The 19,347-nt window shown below is 58.7% G+C and carries 13 protein-coding genes; 9 read left to right on the top strand and 4 right to left on the bottom strand.

Annotated features, from left to right (window positions below; translation table 11 throughout):
- Nucleotide 1 precedes the first annotated feature (1 nt).
- On the bottom strand, nt 2-1,255 hold the full coding sequence (locus FJU08_RS16360) for an efflux RND transporter periplasmic adaptor subunit (protein ID WP_141150094.1): 1,254 nt from the start codon (nt 1,253-1,255) through the stop codon (nt 2-4).
- 392 nt (nt 1,256-1,647) lie between these two features.
- Between FJU08_RS16360 and FJU08_RS16365 the strand changes: the two genes are divergently transcribed.
- From FJU08_RS16365 to FJU08_RS16385, 5 genes are all read left to right on the top strand, one after another.
- Nucleotides 1,648-2,373 carry a response regulator gene (locus FJU08_RS16365; protein ID WP_141150095.1) on the top strand — a complete coding sequence of 242 codons (726 nt, stop codon included), beginning with the start codon at nt 1,648-1,650 and terminating at the stop codon, nt 2,371-2,373.
- Nucleotides 2,370-3,632 carry an ATP-binding protein gene (locus FJU08_RS16370; protein WP_141150096.1) on the top strand — a complete coding sequence of 421 codons (1,263 nt, stop codon included), beginning with the start codon at nt 2,370-2,372 and terminating at the stop codon, nt 3,630-3,632. Before FJU08_RS16365 ends, FJU08_RS16370 begins: the two co-directional genes overlap by 4 nt.
- A 292-nt stretch (nt 3,633-3,924) precedes the next feature.
- Complete coding sequence (locus tag FJU08_RS16375; RefSeq protein WP_181409885.1) at nt 3,925-5,790, top strand: sensor histidine kinase; 1,866 nt, start codon at nt 3,925-3,927, stop codon at nt 5,788-5,790.
- Nucleotides 5,777-7,969 carry an EAL domain-containing protein gene (locus FJU08_RS16380; protein WP_141150098.1) on the top strand — a complete coding sequence of 731 codons (2,193 nt, stop codon included), beginning with the start codon at nt 5,777-5,779 and terminating at the stop codon, nt 7,967-7,969. Before FJU08_RS16375 ends, FJU08_RS16380 begins: the two co-directional genes overlap by 14 nt.
- A gap of 228 nt (nt 7,970-8,197) precedes the next feature.
- Nucleotides 8,198-10,801 (top strand): DNA translocase FtsK, encoded by a 2,604-nt coding sequence (locus tag FJU08_RS16385; RefSeq protein WP_181409886.1) that lies wholly within the window; start codon nt 8,198-8,200, stop codon nt 10,799-10,801.
- Between the two features lie 539 nt (nt 10,802-11,340).
- Here the strand turns inward: FJU08_RS16385 and FJU08_RS16390 are convergent.
- Nucleotides 11,341-11,991, bottom strand: a complete 651-nt coding sequence (locus tag FJU08_RS16390) for a TetR/AcrR family transcriptional regulator (protein ID WP_210245257.1) — start codon at nt 11,989-11,991, stop codon at nt 11,341-11,343.
- Between the two features lie 435 nt (nt 11,992-12,426).
- On the opposite strand from FJU08_RS16390, the gene FJU08_RS16395 reads away from it, so the two are divergent.
- The 4 genes from FJU08_RS16395 to FJU08_RS16410 all read left to right on the top strand — a co-directional run bounded on the left by FJU08_RS16395 (nt 12,427) and on the right by FJU08_RS16410 (nt 17,644).
- Nucleotides 12,427-14,865 carry a membrane-bound PQQ-dependent dehydrogenase, glucose/quinate/shikimate family gene (locus FJU08_RS16395; RefSeq protein ID WP_141150100.1) on the top strand — a complete coding sequence of 813 codons (2,439 nt, stop codon included), beginning with the start codon at nt 12,427-12,429 and terminating at the stop codon, nt 14,863-14,865.
- A gap of 115 nt (nt 14,866-14,980) precedes the next feature.
- Nucleotides 14,981-15,877, top strand: a complete 897-nt coding sequence (locus tag FJU08_RS16400) for an ABC transporter permease (protein WP_141150101.1) — start codon at nt 14,981-14,983, stop codon at nt 15,875-15,877.
- Between the two features lie 25 nt (nt 15,878-15,902).
- Nucleotides 15,903-16,913: an ABC transporter substrate-binding protein gene (locus tag FJU08_RS16405; protein ID WP_141150102.1), complete on the top strand. Its 1,011-nt coding sequence runs from the start codon at nt 15,903-15,905 to the stop codon at nt 16,911-16,913.
- 5 nt (nt 16,914-16,918) lie between these two features.
- Nucleotides 16,919-17,644: an ABC transporter ATP-binding protein gene (locus FJU08_RS16410; protein ID WP_210245259.1), complete on the top strand. Its 726-nt coding sequence runs from the start codon at nt 16,919-16,921 to the stop codon at nt 17,642-17,644.
- On the opposite strand, the gene FJU08_RS16415 is transcribed toward FJU08_RS16410, so the two are convergent.
- Nucleotides 17,639-18,004: a DUF4186 domain-containing protein gene (locus tag FJU08_RS16415; RefSeq protein ID WP_141150104.1), complete on the bottom strand. Its 366-nt coding sequence runs from the start codon at nt 18,002-18,004 to the stop codon at nt 17,639-17,641. The genes FJU08_RS16410 and FJU08_RS16415 overlap by 6 nt on opposite strands.
- A 17-nt stretch (nt 18,005-18,021) precedes the next feature.
- The gene (locus FJU08_RS16420; RefSeq protein ID WP_141150105.1) at nt 18,022-19,089 is read right to left on the bottom strand and encodes an ABC transporter ATP-binding protein; all 1,068 of its coding nucleotides are present in this window, start codon (nt 19,087-19,089) and stop codon (nt 18,022-18,024) included.
- Nucleotides 19,090-19,347 lie beyond the last annotated feature (258 nt).

Raw genomic sequence — 19,347 nt, forward strand, 5'->3', positions numbered from 1 at the left:
CTCAATTCGCCTTGGTTGCGGATGCCGAGGTTCTGGCGGCAACATCGCTGGACGATTTGGGCGCTCCGTTCAGGCTCTGATCCCGGCTCTCAACTTCGCCGGTGGTCTCGTCAATCGTGACCTCGACGGTGTCGACATCCTGGCCCTCGCGCACATATTGCGAGCCCTCAACGATGACACGGTCACCATCCTCGACACCGGCATTGACCAGCCAGTTATTGCCGACGCTGCGGCCGACATCGAGCACACGCTGTTCAACCTGGCCATCGCCGTTGACAAAATAGGCTGTCGCCTGGCCATCGGTGTTGCGTGAAACGGCGCGCTGCGGCACGAGGAAAGAATTGTCGGCAACACCTTCTTCCACCATTGCATGGACATACATGCCGGGCAGCAAAAGCCGGTCGGGATTATCAAAGACAGCCCTGAGCGTGTAGGTTCCGGTGGTCTCGCTAACCGTCGATTCGGAGAATTCAAGCTTGCCATCGACAGGGTAGACCATGCCATTTTCCAGCATCAGCTTGACCTTGACGCCTTCACCGGAGATGCGCACCCTGCCCTGGGCGATCGCCTGCCTGAGGTTCAAAAGGTTGGTGCTGGACTGGGTCACATCGACATTGATCGGATTGATCTTGTGTATCGTCGTCAGGGCATCGCTCTGGCTTGCTGTGACCAATGCGCCGACCGTCAGCGACGACTTGTCGATACGGCCGGAGATCGGCGCGGTGATGGTGGTGTGGTCAAGATCGATCTTCGCGGTTTCGACAGAGGCCTTGGCGGCAGCAACCGCGGCATTCGCCTCATCCAGCGCCGCCTTGGCGTCATCAACATCCTGTTCGCTGATCGCCTCATTCTTGGAGAGCTTGGCGTAACGGTCAGCCTTGGCCTGCGCACTCGGTACGGCCGCTTCGGCCTGCTGCAACTGGGCCTTGGCGATATCAAGGGCTGCCTTGTAGCCAGCCGAGTCAATCTTGTAGAGCGCCGCCCCCTTCTCCACCTCGCTGCCTTCCTCGAACAGACGATCGGTGATGATGCCGGTGACCTGCGGGCGAACCTCAGCCTCCAGCGACGAGCTGGTCCGGCCCGGAAGCTCCGCCGTGATGGTGACCGACTGCGGGTGGAGCGTCACGACACTGACCTGGGTTTTGCTGGGTGCTGCACCGGCTCCGGCCTTTGTCGAGGACTGTTCGCTGCAGCCGACAAGTGCTGCACATAGTCCCAGCACAGCGAGGAGCGTGGTCGATCTGGTCAGTCGCATTCAATAGTCTCCGTGAAACGCCGACCCTCACCGGCTGGCAGGGTGGCAGCGACGAGGCCAGGCGCGCAGGGTTTCAGAGGCTTTTCAGGCGCGGCGCTTCGTCTTGCAGGAAAAACAAGGTGGAGCGTCGCTGCGATATCTGCCGAGGGGGGTCGAGAAACACGCAACAACGCTCCGCACCGGGACCTGTTCCGGCCGGCCCCGATTGGCTTGGATGCTATGGGTGTTACGTTGCTGCGATTGGTTAATCGCTCTCGTTTTGTTTCTGAGGGACCCTATTTTTGTAACTGAACGTTGCCAGTTGCACTCCGGCAATGTTCCGTCGCAAGAATCCACTGGCGTGGTGAGGCGAAATACTTCCTATTTCGCACGTAATGAGGCAAGCGAAGAACATGAACAGGGAAGAGCACATACTGATTGTCGATGATGACATGGAAATTCGCCGGTTGCTGGCCCGCTATATCGGTGGCCAGGGCTTCCGCGTGAGCCTTGCGGGCGATCGGCATGGCTATGAAGAACAGATCGAGAGCAGCAACCCGGATCTGATTGTACTGGATGTCATGCTGCCGGATGGTTCCGGTCTCGATATCTGCCGCAGCCTCTATAGTCGCGTGCCGCATATTCCGGTGATCCTTCTGACCGCCCTCAAGGAAGATGTCGATCGCATTATCGGTCTTGAGCTTGGTGCTGACGACTATATGGGCAAGCCGTTCAATCCACGCGAACTCGTGGCCCGCATCCGCGCCGTGCTGCGCCGAAGCCAGCAAAACACGCCGCCATCGCAGGAAGCCCGGATCTATAGTTTCGGAGAATATACCGTGGACCCGGAACTGCGCCGCGTCACCCGTGGCGACGGTGCAGATATCGAGCTTACCGGCGGTGAATTCGAACTGCTTTCGGTGTTCCTCGACCGGCCGGGCCGGCTTCTGTCCCGCGATCAGCTTCTTGATCTCACCCAGGGACGCGAACGCGATCCGCTGGACCGCTCCATCGATGTGCTGATGAGCAAGCTCAGGCGCAAGCTGGGCGAAAGTGATTCCGGCCCGATTTTCAAAACCGTCCGCAATGGCGGCTATCAGCTGACGCTTCCAGTCAGAGCCCAGGCGATCAGCCGATGAACTGGCTGCGCAATCGCATCATCATTCTTCTGGTCCTGTCGATTGTATCAGTTGTCGGCTTTGCGACCTTTGCCGCGATCAAGGCGCTCGAACACCCTTTTCCCGCCGCCGTTTTTGGCCCGATCGCCAACCAGATCCATATTGATGCGACACTCGCCATGTCACAGCCCGAACTGGCCGCCGCCCTTGGCATCAAGCTGCAAGGAGAGCCGCCCGACGGGGCCAGGGACGAGCACTATTCGGCCATGCTCGCCAAGGCGATGCGCCACAAGGGACTGTCCAACGAGGTTGCCATTTCTGAAAACAGAAACAATGCCAGCCTCGAAGCAGCCGTGCGGCTGGGCGAGAACCAGTGGCTGGTTCTGCCCATCCCCGATACGAGGCCGCCGCGCGATGCCCTGATCGTGCTGGCGATCTGGGTGGCATTGATCGTCATGGGCAGCGCGGCGATTTCCGTCTTCGCCGCCTCGATGATCCTCAGGCCGCTGCGCCTGATCCAGGCCGCAATCGAGCGGATCGGCCCGGAAGGCGTTCTGCCGCATGTGCCGGAAATCGGACCGACGGAAACACGCATGACAGCCAAGGCCCTGAACCGCCTTTCGGCCCACCTGAAGGCCGCAACAGAAAGCCGCATGCGCGTGGTCGCCGCCGCCGGTCATGACCTGCGCACACCGATGACACGTATGCGCCTGCGCGCCGAATTCATCGAGGATGACGAAGAGCGGGCCAAATGGCTTTCCGACCTCGAAGAGCTTGATTCGATTGCCGACAGCGCCATCCGGCTGGTGCGCGAAGAAGTCAGCAATGATACCATGACAGAGATCGACATTGGCCGCCTCATTGATGAAGTGGTCGACGGCTTGAAGCCCCTTGGCATGGAGGTGAGCGCCAGAACTCTGAAATCACTACTGATTTCGGGGGCACCACTGGCGATCAAGCGCGCGCTTTCCAATCTCATTGTCAATGCCGCAACCCATGGCGGCGGGGCAACCATCACGCTGGAGCGCCAGCATGCAACAGTGCGGCTAGTGATTGACGACAATGGTCCCGGCATCCCGGATGAGCTTCTCGCCCATGTCTTCGAGCCCTTCTTCCGCGTGGATATGGCACGGCGGAAGACCCTTCCGGGCGCAGGCCTCGGCCTTGCCATCGCCAAGGAAATCATTGAACGTTTCGGTGGTACGATCACAATCGAGAATCGCCTAAGCGGCGGCCTGCGCCAGACCGTCAGCTTTCCACTTTCTGTCCAAAAAGACTGATGCGTCTGCAGAAACGGTCCGCCAGCCCCCAGATGAAATACGTCAATAAGTTGAAATTTTTATAAATACAAGTATAAAGAATTTGTGCAACGCACCGCATTATACCAGAAAAAGTCCGATTAATAGGTAATTACTTAAATACACACAAAGGAAAAAGTCAGAACTTTTCAGTTATATGTGAATCTAAACAATCCAGTTGCAATTTTTCATGTTGTTATAATATTGTCTTTACATGGTAGAATTGCATAACAACTTCACATCTAATTTAGTCAACATGTACAGGCATGGAAGCTTGTCGGGCAAACGTGTCATCCGACGCCCGACCATCTCCGAGATGAAGTTGACCGCCCTGTTTTTTGCAGGGCTTGCGCTTACAGCGCTGACAGTCTGGCAATTATTTCATGTTTTCGACAGCGAACTGAGGACGCAACATGACGAGCTTGTGGCGGCTGCAGCTCTTGATCAGTCGAGCCTGTGGCTTTCAAGCTTCGTCGAAGGCTACGCGGCAGATCTCAGGGTCATTGCAGGCAGCAGCGCCCTGAAGACGATTTCTGACGATCAGGATGGCCCAAAGCGGCTTGCGGGCAACTTTATCGCATGGGTCGCGAGCAAGCGCGACATCGCCCAGCTTCGTTACATTGACGTCGCAGGAAATGAGATCGTTCGGATCGATCGCAACGGCTCGGACATCATCAACGTCACGCCAGATGCACTGCAGAGCAAGGCCAACCGCTATTATGTTTCCGCTGCACTGCAGCAACCAAAAGGCAGCATCTATATCTCGCCACTGGATCTCAACATCGAACATGGGGTGATTGAAGTGCCATGGCGCCCGATGCTTCGCCTGGCCATGCCGGTAAATTTTGTCGCCGGAGCACCAACCGGTGTCGTCGTCATTAACCTCGATGCGGGCAGGCTTATCGACGGGCTGAAGAACTTTGTTGCAAGCCCGCTCGGCGATATCGCGCTTCTCAACGCCGAGGGATATTGGCTTGCTGGCGCTCCGAAAGAAGACCTGTGGGGGTTCATGCTCAACCATGATCGCAGGCTGGCGGCAAGGCAACCGGCCCTGTGGGCAAACATGACATCACAGGGAGACGGCATTTTCTCCGATGCGGGCAAACATGTGGTGTTTCGCCGCCTTACCCCCAAGGGGGATGCCATTGACGAGGATGAAACGCGGAAAGCGACATGGTATCTCATGACCACCTATGCAGAGCCAGCCGGAATCTGGTCGCCTCAGATGTGGCCGCCCATCTTACTCATCACGGTCTGCAGCTTCATGCTGGCGGCCTTTGTGGCCCGGCTGGTATCCGCCCGGCAGCGCGCAGAAGCGGCGGTGCGCAAGGCCGAGCTTCAGCTGGCCCAGTCTACCCGGCTTGCAAGCCTGGGCGGTCTTGTTGCTGGCGTCGCCCATGAACTCAACACGCCAATCGGCAATGCCCTCACGGTTTCGACAACCTTGAGCGACCACACGAAAACACTGACATTCGAGACGGCAAGTGGCCGCATCGGCCGCAACCGTCTTGAAAGCCTGATTGCCGAGATTTCGGATGGTGCCGATATGTTGCAAGGGTCTCTCACCCGCGCCGCGGAGATTATCCGGAACTTCAAGCAGGTTGCCATAGATCAGACCAGTGATCGCCGGCGCAGCTTCGTGCTCGACAGCTATATCATCGATACACTCCATCTACTGTCGCCGCTTTTCAAGAGTGGCAGGGTTGCGCTGATCTACGATCGTCTCGAGCCTTTACGCATAGACGGCTATCCCGGCCCACTCGCTCAGGTAATCAGCAATCTGGTTGAAAATGCACTTCTTCATGGCTTTGGCCCTGAAGACACCGGCACAATTGCGATCAGCATATACAAGGGCAGTCGGAAGACGGCGGTCATCTCCGTCTCTGACAATGGCAAGGGAATGTCGGCTGATGTGCTGGCCCGGTCATTCGAACCCTTTTTCACCACGCGCTCGCAAGCAGGCGGCTCCGGCCTTGGCCTGTCGATTGTCCACACCATCGTGACAGAGATCCTCGGTGGCCGGATCGAGCTCTCCAGCCAGGAGGGCAACGGCACCGAGGTAGAAATATCATTTCCGCTTGTTATGCCCTTGTCGCCCCCGCCCCAAACTACCGAGGAAGCACGCCATGAGACAAGATGAACGCCCGCTTGACATCTATGACGATCTGCAGGCCGCCGATGGGACAGCCAAAGCGCCGCGCAGCTGGAAGATCCTCGTCGTTGATGATGACGAGGACGTGCATCGGGCGACAAAATTTGCACTGCGGGGCATTACCATTCTCGACCGGCCGATTGAGCTGTTTTTCGCCGCCTCCAGATCAGAAGCACAGGCGGCGATTGCGACGCTCGACGATATTGCCGTGGCGCTGATTGATGTTGTCATGGAAACACAGGATGCAGGCCTCAAGCTGGTTGAAGACTTGCGCGGCGCGGGCCTCGGAGACATGCGGATCGTCTTGCGCACCGGCTATCCCGGCTATGCACCCGAAGTCGCCGTCGCTACCAATTATGAAATCGACGACTACCACACCAAAGAAGAACTGACCCGAACGCGGCTCATCACCGTGCTGACAACTGCTATCCGTGCCTATGATCGCATTCGCGCCATTTCGAAAAGCCGCAAAGGGCTCGAACAGATCATAGAGAGCGCGCGCCAGATCTTTCAGCGTACAAGCCTTGAACTCTTTGCCCAGGGGGTATTGACCCAGATTGCCGCCTTGCTCCGACTCGAGCCTTCAGGCTTTGTCAGCATCCAGCCCGGTGACGGTACCGAAATGAAGGTCATTCTGGGCATTGGCAGCTTCTGCGCCCTGACCGGCGCGAACCTGGCCGACACCGGAGAAGCCATAACCCGCCTATTTGAATCGCATCGCAACAGCGATGAACCCGTCTTCAACGACGGCTATATGGGGCTCCATTTCCGCAACGAAAACGGTCGCGAGATGTTTGCCGTCCTTGAAACGGAAGGCACCTTTGACAGCGAGGATCTCGACCTCCTGAGACTGTTTTCCAGCAATATCTCCATCGGTTTCAAGAATCTCGCGCTGATCGAGGCACTTGATCGACTGGCTTTTCATGACTCGGTACTCGATCTTCCCAACCAGAATGCCTTTGAACAGGCCCTGGCGCAGGCCATTGCCAGGGGCAGCAACGGACAGGTCATAGAAATCAAGGTTTCGGCCTTCCAGCCCCTCGTTGCAGCCTTCGGACGATCGACAGCAATCCGGCTCATGCAGAAGGCTTACGAGAGGCTGGACCGGCTTGGTCACGGCCATTGCCGCATCTCTCTGGTCGCCGAAGGCGCGCTCGGCGTGATTGATGAAGAAAAGCGCATGACACCCGAGGGACTGGCCGAAACCATGAACCGCCCCTACCGGATTGATGATGTCGAACTGGCGCCGCAGCCAACCTCCGTAATCGTACCGCTGTCGCAACTGCCCGCAGATCCGGTTCAGGCGTCACGATCAGCAGCTGCGGCTTTCGTTCATGTCCGCCAGAACAACAAGGGGCAGCATGTCATCTATGATGCCGCGCAACACCAGGCGGTCCTGCGCCAGCAGATGCTGCAGATGGCATTGAAGGATCACACCCGCACCTTTGCCGGATTTGCCGTCTTTTTACAACCTAAAGTCGATCTTGAAAGCCGTTCCATCTGTGGCGCCGAGGCGCTTCTGCGCTGGACGATGGCCGGACAGACAGTCTCCCCGGCCGAGTTCATCCCGATCGCCGAAACGATCGGTCTGACCCGGCCATTGACCGAATTTGTACTGACCCAGGTCGCCGAATGGGTGGGCAGGCGCCGCGCCGCCGGCCTCAGGCTAACGCCAGTCGCCGTCAATCTCTCCATGGCCGATCTCAATATTCCAGGCTTTGCCGAATGGCTGATCGCCACAGTTCAGGCCTTAGGCCTCTCGCCGGACCTGCTGGAATTCGAGGTGACCGAGGCCGTTGCCATGCATGAGACCGTGGCAACACAGCAGATCGAACAGCTTTCGGCCGATGGTTTTCGTATCTCACTCGATGACTTCGGCACCGGCTATTCCTCGCTCGGCTATTTCGACAGCCTGCCGATCAGCACGATCAAGATCGACCGCCGCTTTATCGGGAAACTCACCGTAGAATCAGCCTACCAGAACCTCTCTGCCGTGATTGTGGCAATGACCGAGCGGCTGGGGGTCAATTGTGTTGCGGAGGGGATCGAGACAGAAGAACAACTGGAAGCGTTGAAGCTCCTGGGCTGCCGGATCGGACAGGGCTATCTCTTCGGTCGACCGGAGCCAATCGACAGCTTTTCCCGCAGGATCGACATGCCCGGCTGAGATCTGCCCAAACGCGCTATCGCCACCGCGCCACCTTAGGTTTTTTGCCCTGTCAAAACGGAGCCAAGTCGACAGAAAATATTTTTAATTCAGAACCTTAATCATAAAACCCCAACGATCTGGCTGGGACGGTTGCCGCTCTTTTCCCGCCGGTGGAAACCAGTGGTTAAGGTTTATTTTCTATCCATAGTCAGGTGTTTCACAGCGTGTTTGATGGTTCGGCTCACAATGCCTCTTTCCCGATTTCCCAGCCTGAATTCCAACCCCGCCGATAGCGGCAAGACGGATGACCGTGCCCTGGCGGAACGCCGGGAGGAGGAGGCGCAAAGCGCTTCCAACGCTGTCATTCTCGACCCCGACAAACTGCCGACCTGGCAGCGGCCGTTCGTATTGGCGCCCAATGTCCGCTTTACGCGGACACCAAGCCAGACCTATCCGGCACCGCAGATAAGACCTGAAGGCCCAATCCGGCCGACCCACGCTGCCGCCATCGCAACGCCTGTTGCCGATGCTTTGCCAGGGCCGTCGATCAGGGACGGTCAGGCTGAGGCCGACCCCGCTCATCCCGCCGAACCGGCTTTGACGCCGCCGCCCTCACCTGCAAGCGATCTGCAACGCCGGCTTGCCCGCGCACTCAACGAAGACTGCGCTGCGCAGCGCCCGCCCGTTCAGCCTGCCCGCGCGCCAAGAGCCCTCGATTTTCTGTCTCACCCACTCGAAACGCCTTCAGTGGAAACGCCTTCCAGGGCTGAAGTATCAGATCCGGCCATGCCTGAAACTGGAGATGCAGCACCTGCCACTGCGGCCCCGGCGACCTTCGGCTACATTGCCGACGCCCTGGTCTGGGAAATGATGGGGCTTGGGATCATTGAAGGCACGCCACAGGCTGTGACCGCCCTAAACACCGATCCTGGTGAAATGATCGCTGAAACCGCCCCCGCTCGGCCGGTTGAGACAGCCTTGCCGGTCGCTACGGCGGAAGCGCCCCTAGAGGTCGACGACGAAAGCCCGTCTCCCGTCGCCCTTTACCGTCAGATTACCGCCCGGCTGGCGCCGACATTGTCGCCCGATACCGAAGACGCTATCGAGCAGTCCTGCGATGCTGCCGGCGAGGACATGCCCGCAAACGATGCAGCGGGCACTGAAGCTGAAACCGACACTGAAACAGCGGCAGAAACCAAAGCCGATATTGAAATCGTGGCAGAAACCGAAGCCGAATGCGACGCCGCGCTTGAGGCGGAACCGCTTGAAGTACCGGTGCCTGTCCCGGCAAAGCGGCTGTCGCTGAAGCATCGCGACCGCTCAACTGCAGACTATCTCTTCCCGGCAATCGACCTTTTGCAGTCGCCGCGCCCGAACCCGGCAGCCGAAATGAGCCAGGAACATCTGGAACAGAGCGCCGGCCTTCTGGAAAACATTCTTGAGGATTTCGGCGTCAAGGGCGAGATCATCGATGTGCGCCCCGGTCCGGTCGTCACACTTTATGAGTTTGAACCGGCTCCCGGTGTGAAGTCTTCACGCGTGATCAATCTATCGGATGACATTGCCCGCTCCATGTCGGCGCTTTCCGCCCGCGTTGCTGTCATTCCCGGCCGCAATGTGATCGGCATCGAATTACCGAATGAAGAGCGCGAGACCGTTTACCTGCGCGAATTGTTCGAAAGCCGTTCCTATGTCGGCACGGACTTCCGTCTGCCGCTCTGCCTCGGCAAGACGATCGGCGGCGAACCGGTCGTTGCCGAGCTTACCAAGATGCCGCATCTTCTGGTCGCAGGCACGACGGGTTCGGGAAAATCGGTCGCCATCAATACGATGATCCTGTCGCTGATCTATCATCTGCGCCCGGATGAATGCCGGCTGATCATGGTCGATCCGAAAATGCTGGAGCTTTCCGTCTATGACGGCATTCCCCACCTTCTGACCCCGGTCGTAACCGATCCGAAAAAGGCCGTTCTGGCGCTCAAATGGGCCGTGCGCGAGATGGAAGAGCGCTATCGCAAGATGTCGCGTCTCGGTGTGCGCAATATTGACGGCTTCAACGAGCGTGTTGCCGAAGCCCGCGCCAAGGGCGAGACGATCATGCTGAGCGTGCCGTCGGGCTTTGACAAATCAACCGGCGAACAGACTTTCGAGGAGCAGGAACTAGACCTCACCGCCCTGCCTTTCATCGTCGTCATCGTCGACGAAATGGCCGACCTTATGATGGTCGCCGGCAAGGAGATCGAAGGAACGATCCAGCGTCTGGCACAGATGGCCCGCGCCGCCGGCATCCACCTGATCATGGCAACGCAGCGTCCTTCCGTCGACGTCATCACCGGCACGATCAAGGCCAATTTCCCGACCCGGATCTCCTTCCAGGTCACCACCAAGATCGACAGCCGCACCATTCTCGGTGAACAGGGTGCCGAATATCTGCTCGGCCAGGGCGATATGCTGCATATGAAGGGTGGTGGCCGCATCTCCCGCGTCCATGGGCCCTTTGTCTCCGACCACGAGGTCGAGAAGATTGTAGCCCATCTGAAGACGCAGGGCTCGCCGTCCTATCTCGGCAGCGTCACCACCGACGAGGAAAACACCGAAGAGATGGAAGAAGACAGCGCCGTCTTCGACAATACCGATATGGGCAGCGCCGGCGATGACGGCGACGATCTCTACGAGCGCGCGATCAAGATCGTCCAGCGCGACAAGAAGTGCTCGACCTCTTATATCCAGCGCCGCCTTTCGATCGGTTATAACCGCGCCGCCTCACTGGTGGAACGGATGGAACAGGATGGCCTTGTCGGCCCGGCCAATCATGTCGGCAAGCGCGAGATCCTTGAGCCAGGCAACTGACCCTCGCCTTCAATGAGAGATTGCCGGAGCCGGTCTCGCGCAAGCAGACCGGCTCAGACTGTTGACAAAGCTATTCATATTGCATGCTTGAGGTGGAGCGGCCCCTGCCTCCGTCGTCATCCCCGTGCTTGTCACGGGGATCCAGATTCATAATGCATTGAATAGACAAGTCCTTTCGCCGCGCGGACGCGCGTCGGCTGGATGCCTGTGACAAGCACAGGCATGACGCCAGAGAAGGTGGCTAGGTTTGTCAGCAATTCAGAAGCCGGTCTGTGAAAACAGGCCGGCTCAGATTGCTGACAAAGTCGTTCAGATTGCCGGTTCGGGGTGGAATGGCCGTCCCCTCCGTCGTCATCCCCGTGCTCGTCACGGGGATCCAGTTTCATAAGACATTGAATAGAAAAATTCTTTCGCCGCGCGGACGCGCGTCGGCTGGATGCCTGTGACAAGCACAGGCATGACGTCAGAAAAAGGGGCAAGGTTTGGCAGCAATTCAGAAGCCGGTCTCGCGCAAGCAGACCGGCTTTTTGCTGCCGTCTTCAATCCTTCCGATAGCCGGTCAGGGCATCGAGCTGTGCCAGAAGAAGCGTCAGATGCCGGCTCATGACGGGTTCGGCAAGCAGATCGATCTGCAGCATATTCTTCCACGAATAGGCGTGATCGACGCGGAAGCTGGAAATGGCGCTGATGAGAAAATGGACATCAACAGCCTCGATGCCGGCGCGAAAAATACCGGCCTCAGCGCCCCGGTCCAGAATACGGCGAAGCGGTGCGAAGGCTGCTTCGCGCAATCGCTCCGCCCCCGGCAATGCATTCAGCATCGTGCCTTCCTGGAAATTTTCCTGGAGCACCAGCCGGGTGAAGTCCGCATTGTTCTGGTGGTAGAAAAAGCTTTGTCGCGCCAGGGCATGCAGGGCCTCGCGCGGCGGCAGCGCATCAAGATGCAGCACATCCTCGGATGCGCGGATATCATCATAGGCGCGCTCCAATACCGCCAGATAAACATCCTCCTTGTTGCCGAAATAGTAATAGAGCATCCGCTTGGCGCAGCCCGCCTCGGCCGCTATGCGTTCGAGCCTGCCGCCATCAAATCCAAACCGCGCAAATTCATGCAGCGCCGCATCCAGCAGGCGTTGTCTTTTATCGCTGTCCTGCCCCACTTCCGCCGTTACGGCCATCGGTTCTTTCAATCATCGTCCTCCACCTGGAGACTGAAGCGGCCCCACCCTTAAGATGGGCGCGGCACCGCCGTGCAGCGGAACTTCAGCCAGAGGCAATCTGTGCCATCCGCCAGCCCCGCAGACAAGCCGCACCGGGTAACGGGATGACATATCGCCCGCGCCAACACCTTGTGGACAGGGGGGCGATTCATGCCAGGACAGCGTTCACATCGAGAAATGTGGCAAGAACACTTTGTTCACATTTTCGACACTTAACCAGGAGATTAAATACTCAATTCATTGAAAATAATGGATAATTATATGTTTTATTGATGGCGTCACGAAAAATGACAATCTTCAAGGTGGTATGGACTTTATTTCCCATGAGCGCTAAGTGCGGCCAATAGCCCTGTCTCGGGAAGCCTTTTCGCAGCCCGAATGCAGGCAAAAAGGAAAGAAACCCCCATGGAAAAATCAGAAAAAAAGCTTTCCGCGCTGGCAAAGGCATGGCTGTGGCTGCTCGGCATCGTGCTGGCAGCGGCTGCGTTGTTCTTTGTCATCGGCGGTGGAAAGCTGATCTCGCTTGGAGGAAGCTGGTACTTCCTGATCGCAGGTATCGTGCTTCTGCTCGCCGCGATCCAGTTTTTCAGGCAGCGCCCCGCCGGTGCCTGGCTTTATCTCATTGCCTTCGCCGGAACGATCATCTGGTCGCTGTTTGATGTCGGCCTCAATTACTGGGGCCTGATCTCGCGCCTTCTGGCGATGACCTTCGGCGCCTTTGTCATCACCGCTTCACTGCCGCTTCTCAACAAGGCGGCCGGCCGTTCGGCTGCAACCGGCAAAAGCCTGGCCGCTGCTGCCGTGTTCCTGGTGGCCGGCCTTGCAGGCTTTGGCTCGATGTTCAGCATCCACCCGGAGATCACCTCGGCAAAGCCTGCGGCAAGTCGCGTCGCCGTTACCCCGGAAACAGAGCAGAAGAACTGGTCCCACTACGGCAATACGGCCGGCAACAGCCGTTTTGCAGCGCTTGACCAGATCAATGTTGACAATGTCGATAATCTGCAGGTGGCCTGGACCTATCACACCGGCGACATTCCGATGTCCACGGGTTCGGGTGCGGAAGACCAGCTGACGCCGCTTCAGGTTGGCGACAAGGTCTATCTGTGCACAGCCAAGAACAACGTCATCGCCCTTGACGCAGATACCGGCAAGGAAGTCTGGCGCCACGACGTCAACGCCAATGTCGGCGGCGTGTGGGAACGTTGCCGTGGTCTCGCCTATTTCGATGCAACGCAGCCTGTTGTCCAGCCGAGCGTTGACGGCTCGACCCCGGTTCCGCCGGCAAGCCTGCCGGAAGGCGCCGTCTGCGCCACCCGCATCATCATGAATTCGATCGACGCCAATCTTTACGAATTCGATGCTCAAACCGGCGAAAGCTGCACCGATTTCGGCACCAATGGCGTTGTTGACCTGAAGGCTGGCATGGGCCCGCTCGGCAACAAGGCCTATTACACCATGACTTCGGCACCGACCATGGCCGGCACGACGATCGTGCTGGGCGGCCGCGTTGCCGACAATGTCCAGGTGGATATGCCCGGCGGCGTTCTGCGCGGCTTCGATGTCATGACCGGTGCCCAGCGCTGGTCCTTCGATACCGGCTCGGCCACGCCGAACGCAGCGCTGACCGATGGTGAAAACTATACCCGCTCCTCGGCCAACAACTGGGCCGGCAGCACCTATGATGCCGCCTCCAACACGGTCTATTTCCCGCTGGGTTCGCCCTCGGTTGACCTTTACGGTGTCACCCGCAGCGATATCGACCATGAATATGGTGCATCCGTTCTGGCCCTTGATGCCACCACAGGCACGGAAAAGTGGCACTTCCAGACGGTTCACAATGACCTCTGGGACTTCGACCTTCCCATGGCGCCGTCGCTGATCGATTTCCCTGAAGCCGATGGCACCAAGGTTCCCGCTCTCGTGATCGGCACCAAGTCGGGACAGCTTTACGTGCTTGACCGCTATACCGGCAAGCCGCTGACCAAGGTTGAGGAAAAGCCGGTCAAGGCCGCCAATATCCCCAACGAGCCTTATGCGATGACGCAGCCGGTTTCGGTTGGCATGCCGCAGATCGGCAACCAGCTCCTGCATGAATCTGACATGTGGGGTGCAACGCCGTTCGATCAGCTTCTGTGCCGCATCTCCTTCAAGTCGATGCGCTATGAAGGGCTCTACACGGCACCGGGCACCGACCTTTCGCTCAGCTTCCCGGGTTCGCTCGGCGGCATGAACTGGGGCGGTCTCTCGACGGATCCGAACAACGACCTCATCTTCGTCAACGACATGCGCCTTGGCCTGTGGGTGCAGATGTTCCCGCAGGAAAAGAAGGCTGCCCTGTCTGATGGCGGTGAGAGCCCGAATGCCGGCATGGGTGAGGTTCCGCTCGGCGGCACGCCTTATGCCGTCGTCAAGAACCGCTTCCTGTCGCAGCTTGGCATTCCCTGCCAGAAGCCGCCATTCGGCACGCTTTCGGCCATCGACATGAAAACCCAGAAGATCGTCTGGCAGGTTCCGGTCGGCACGGTTCAGGATACCGGCCCGCTCGGCATCAAGATGGGCATGCCGATCCCGGTTGGCATGCCGACACTGGGCGGCTCGCTCGTCACCCAGGGCGGTTTGATCTTCTTCGCCGGTACGCAGGATTTCTATCTGCGCGCCTGGGATGAGGCCACCGGCAAGGAAATCTGGAAGTCCCGCCTGCCCGTCGGCAGCCAGGGCGGCCCGATGACCTACAAGTCGCCGAAGACCGGCAAGCAATATGTCGTGATTTCGGCCGGCGGTGCCCGCCAGTCCATGCAGCGCGGCGATTACGTCATCGCCTACGCCCTGCCGGATCAGAACTGATCCCTCAAAGAACTGGCCTTCCCGTTTTTGACGGGAAGGCCGCAAAGCATCGGACCAAAAGCGACCGCCGGTCCCTGGCGAAACCGATGCGCCAAACCAAGAAATCCACACCATCATGACCAAAGAGAACGACAGCAGCAAAAGGAACGTACCGACCGCCCGCAATGACGGCCTGCTGAAAGGCCTGCGCCACGAGATCGCAGATCTCGGCGATGGTATTGTCGAAGCGGTGAAATGGGTTGGCAGACGGCCGCTGCATGTCTGGCTTCGCGCTGGCGTTCTCATTGCCGCCTGGTTCATCTGGTCGCTGAGCGCAGCGCATCTCCCCCGCGGCTTCTTCACCACCCCATCCGAGACGGCGCGCGCCCTTGCCGACATGCTGCAGGATTTTCGCCAGCTCTATCTGCGCGCTACGGTGAATACGCTTTATGTCTACTGGACCGGGCTTCTCATTTCCGCCCTGATCGGCATTCCGCTGGGGCTGTTTCTCGCCGCCGTGCCACTGATGGGTCGCACCTTCACCCCTTATGTGAATGCTCTTGCGGCAACGCCGCTGATCGCGCTGATGCCGATGGTCATCCTAATTTTCGGGCTTGGCGATGGCTCAAAAATCCTGATCGTGACGCTTGGCGCCATCATGCCGGTGATCATCAACAGCTATGCGGGGCTGCGCAATGCCGATCCGAAACTGGATGAAATGGCCCGCGCCTATGGTTTCTCCCGCATCAGCCTCTGGCGCCATGTCCGGCTGCCCGCAGCCTTCCCCGTCATCATGGCAGGCCTCAGGCTCGGCGCGACAACCGGCCTTGTCACCGCTGTTGTTGCCGATATCTACATGGCGATGACCGGGCTCGGCGCACTGCTGATCTCCTATGGCAACAGCTTCCTGATGGGCAATTATCTGATCGTCATGCTGACCCTTGCCGCCATCGGTGTCGGCACCACGGCGGTTCTGTCGGCCATCGAACGCCTTTTGACGCCAAAACCGGTACGCCGGCGGCTTTATTCGTAAAATTTTAGAAATGACTGGAAAATCCATGTTCCGTACACTCATTCTCGCAGCCATGGGCGCGATGCTGCTCTCCGGCGCTTCGGCGCATGCCGATCCCTTCCGCATCATCGTCACCGAAACGGAAGCACCGCTGGTCCCCAATTCGCTGATCTACCTTGCCCAGCAGGAAGGCTTTTTCGAGCGCGCCGGTGTCGACGTCACTCTGGTTCCGGTGCAGCAGACGCCGATGGCGATCGCCGCCCTTCAGGCCGGTGATGGTGATATGGCAAATATCTCGCTCTCGTCACTGCTGGACCTCCATGCCCAGGGCGCATCCGATTTTGTTGCCGTCCACTCCTCCGACAAGGCGATCCCTTTCATCATTGCCGGGCGTGATGACGTGACGCTGAAAAACATGGCCGGCAAACGCTTCGGCATCGGCCGCCCCAACAGCCTCGACGCGACCATGTCGTCTGCCGTGCTCGGCACCAAGGGTGTCAGCCTTGAGGCCATGACGCTGATGCCCCTCGGCCAGCCTGCGGTGCGCGGCCAGGCGCTGATGGCGGGCCGTGTCGATGCGACGACGCTTTCCATCGGCAGCTATCTGGCGCTTCCCGACAAGAGCGACCTGCACATTCTGGTGGATGTGAAGGACTATTTCGATGCCGCTCCGGTGATCACCAAGGTGGATGTTGTCCGCCGTCCCACACTTGAGGCGCGAGCAGGTGACCTTGAAAAGGTTCTTGAAGCCCTGACGCTGGCGGCGCGTGATTTTGCCGAAAATCCTGATCACTGGGTAAAGGCAATGGAAAAGGCCCGCCCCGACATTGCCCCGGAAACGCTTGAGGCCCTTGCAAAAGCCTATGCCAGCAGCTGGACCGTCAATGGCGGTTTCCAGAAAGACGAGTTGCTCTACGCCCAGACCTGGTATCAAAAGGGCGAGCCGACCAATACCGCCTATTTGGTAGACCCGGCCAACTGGATCGATTTCGCCCCGATGGATGCCGTATTGAAAGCGATCGGCCCCTCGGATCTTGGAGACAGCATTTCGCGCTGATTGAGATGAAAACACTCACCATTGATCATGTTGCGCTCAGCTACGGCAAAGAGCGGCTGGTTCTCTCCGATATCTCGCTTGTGGCGGACAAGGAGCGGATCACCGTCATTCTCGGCCCGTCGGGCTGCGGCAAGACCAGCCTGCTGCGCATTGCAGCCGGGCTTATCGCCCCCGACAGCGGCACGGTCATGATCGATGGCCGCTCGCCCGTTCCCGGACGCGACACGGCACTCCTGTTTCAAGATGCCCGCCTGCTGCCCTGGCGCACTGCGCGACAGAACCTCATGATCGTTCTGAGTTCCGGCAGGGCAGACACGGCCGATACGCTTCTGGCCCGTGTCGGTCTTGAAGGCGCCGGCGATCTTTACCCGGAAGAGCTTTCCGGCGGCATGCAGCAGCGCCTGGCACTGGCGCGGGCGCTTGCAACACCTGCCCCGCTTCTTCTGATGGACGAACCCTTTGCAAGCCTGGATGCGCTGGCGCGCGAGGACATGCAGAGCGAGCTGTTGCGGGTGCTTGATGCGGAGAAAGAACGCCGCATCCTGTTCGTCACCCATTCGGTCGATGAGGCCCTGATCCTTGCCGACCAGATTGTGCTGATGCGCCCTGCTCCGGGGCGTGTCGATCAGATCGTCCGGCCAGCGCTTGGCCCGGCAGGCAGTGCGCGGCGTGATCACCCGGCTTTCGCCGATATCCGCCGCGATCTCGCTGACGCGCTGCACCGTTCATAGAGCGTTTCCGCTCATCTGACTGACGATGAAGCAGTCAATCACCCTACAGACATAGGCGATCTCGGCTTCATCGAGAGCCCGCCCCTTTTCTATTCCATGCCATTTTTCCAGACAGCCGCGACAGCAGGTGGCGGTCGCATGCTGGGCGATAAAACAGGGATGGCCGCGCATCGGTGTCTGTTTGCCATCATTGGCCGGTTCGGCAGGCGAGAGCCTCTGACGGACGAAATCATCGACATGACCGTTGATCTCCGCCCTGCCCTTCTTCATCGCATAGGCCTTGTCAGCCTCAGACAGATGGAAGCGGCTGCGAAAGCGCGATTTAGACAGCCGGCCAAAAAGTGAATCGAGTTCGTCCATTGCCTCTGCGGGCAGGCTCAGTTGATCCTGTCGCCGCTTTCCTTGTCGAAGAGATGCATATGGGCGGTATCGCAGGCGATCGTGATCGGCGCAAAGCGCTCGAACATCACCCGTTCCGCCGTCAGCAGCAGGATCTGATCGTCGCCGACCGTCAGCGTCGCATGGGTTTCAGAACCGGTGGTTTCGGTAAAGTCGACCTTGCCGGAAACACCGTCATCGGCCATTGCCACATGTTCCGGGCGCACACCCATGACAATCTGCCGTCCGGCGGCAAGACCATCGATGACCGGCAGCGGCCAGATCGTGCCGGCTGCCGTTTTCAGCGCCAGAGCGTTATCCACAGGCACCACCTCGCCCTCGACAAGGTTCATCGGCGGTGCGCCGATAAAACCGGCAACGAAGACATTTTCCGGCCGGTCATAAAGATCAAGCGGCGTACCGACCTGAATGATATGCCCGTCTTTCATCAGCACGATCCGCTCGCCCATGGTCATGGCTTCCATCTGATCATGGGTCACATAAATCATCGTGGTGCCGAGACGGCGATGCAGCGCCTTGATTTCGGCGCGCAGCTGGCCGCGCAGCTTGGCATCGAGATTGGAAAGCGGCTCATCAAACAGAAAGGCTTCCGGGTCGCGCACGATCGCACGCCCCATGGCGACGCGCTGCTTCTGCCCGCCGGACAATTCGCTCGGATGGCGCTCCAGCACATCGGTGAGGCCCAGCATTTCGGCCGCCTTTTCCACCATGACATCGCGCTCGGCCTTGCCCTTGCCGGCCATGCGCAGGGCAAAGCCCATATTCTTGCGTACCGTCATATGCGGATAGAGCGCATAATCCTGGAACACCATGGCAATGTTGCGGTCCTTGGGCTGCAGCTTGTTGGCAACCGTACCATCCACCAGAATTTCGCCATCGGTCACAGATTCAAGGCCTGAGATCATCTTCAAAAGCGTGGATTTTCCGCAACCGGACGGGCCGACCAGCACAACGAATTCACCATCGCGGATATCAAGATCGATACCGTGGATGACCTCGCGGGCGCCATATTTCTTGACGAGCTTGCTGAGCGCGAGACTGGCCATATTCTTGTCCTTCCGGCGTTTATCATTGTCGGATCCGGCACCCTTTCGGGCTCCGAAGGCCGACTAGATCATTGGTTCGACGCATCGGCTTGTCGAAAAAGCGGTACTCCCTTTTTCGCCCGATACTCCAGTCCTTACAGCGCTTCGCGCCGCAAGAAAACCTCCCTCCATTTCTCTTGTAATCCACCGCCTGTCTTTGACAACAATCAAGCAGGCTCCAAGGCCGATACAAGACAAAGCCATTCAGATTGCCTGTTT

The organism is Martelella alba, assembly GCF_006516955.1.
In the GTDB taxonomy this organism is placed as follows: Bacteria; Pseudomonadota; Alphaproteobacteria; order Rhizobiales; family Rhizobiaceae; genus Martelella; species Martelella alba.

Bases quoted from the DNA above. Each gene is read 5' to 3' on its own strand.
- FJU08_RS16370 (WP_141150096.1), top strand. From the start codon at position 2,370: ATGAACTGGCTGCGCAATCGCATCATCATTCTTCTGGTCCTGTCGATT.
- FJU08_RS16385 (WP_181409886.1), top strand. From the start codon at position 8,198: ATGCCTCTTTCCCGATTTCCCAGCCTGAATTCCAACCCCGCCGATAGC.
- FJU08_RS16395 (WP_141150100.1), top strand. From the start codon at position 12,427: ATGGAAAAATCAGAAAAAAAGCTTTCCGCGCTGGCAAAGGCATGGCTG.
- FJU08_RS16365 (WP_141150095.1), top strand. From the start codon at position 1,648: ATGAACAGGGAAGAGCACATACTGATTGTCGATGATGACATGGAAATT.
- FJU08_RS16410 (WP_210245259.1), top strand. From the start codon at position 16,919: ATGAAAACACTCACCATTGATCATGTTGCGCTCAGCTACGGCAAAGAG.
- FJU08_RS16420 (WP_141150105.1), bottom strand. From the start codon at position 19,089: ATGGCCAGTCTCGCGCTCAGCAAGCTCGTCAAGAAATATGGCGCCCGC.
- FJU08_RS16400 (WP_141150101.1), top strand. From the start codon at position 14,981: ATGACCAAAGAGAACGACAGCAGCAAAAGGAACGTACCGACCGCCCGC.
- FJU08_RS16360 (WP_141150094.1), bottom strand. From the start codon at position 1,255: ATGCGACTGACCAGATCGACCACGCTCCTCGCTGTGCTGGGACTATGT.
- FJU08_RS16415 (WP_141150104.1), bottom strand. From the start codon at position 18,004: ATGGACGAACTCGATTCACTTTTTGGCCGGCTGTCTAAATCGCGCTTT.
- FJU08_RS16405 (WP_141150102.1), top strand. From the start codon at position 15,903: ATGTTCCGTACACTCATTCTCGCAGCCATGGGCGCGATGCTGCTCTCC.
- FJU08_RS16380 (WP_141150098.1), top strand. From the start codon at position 5,777: ATGAGACAAGATGAACGCCCGCTTGACATCTATGACGATCTGCAGGCC.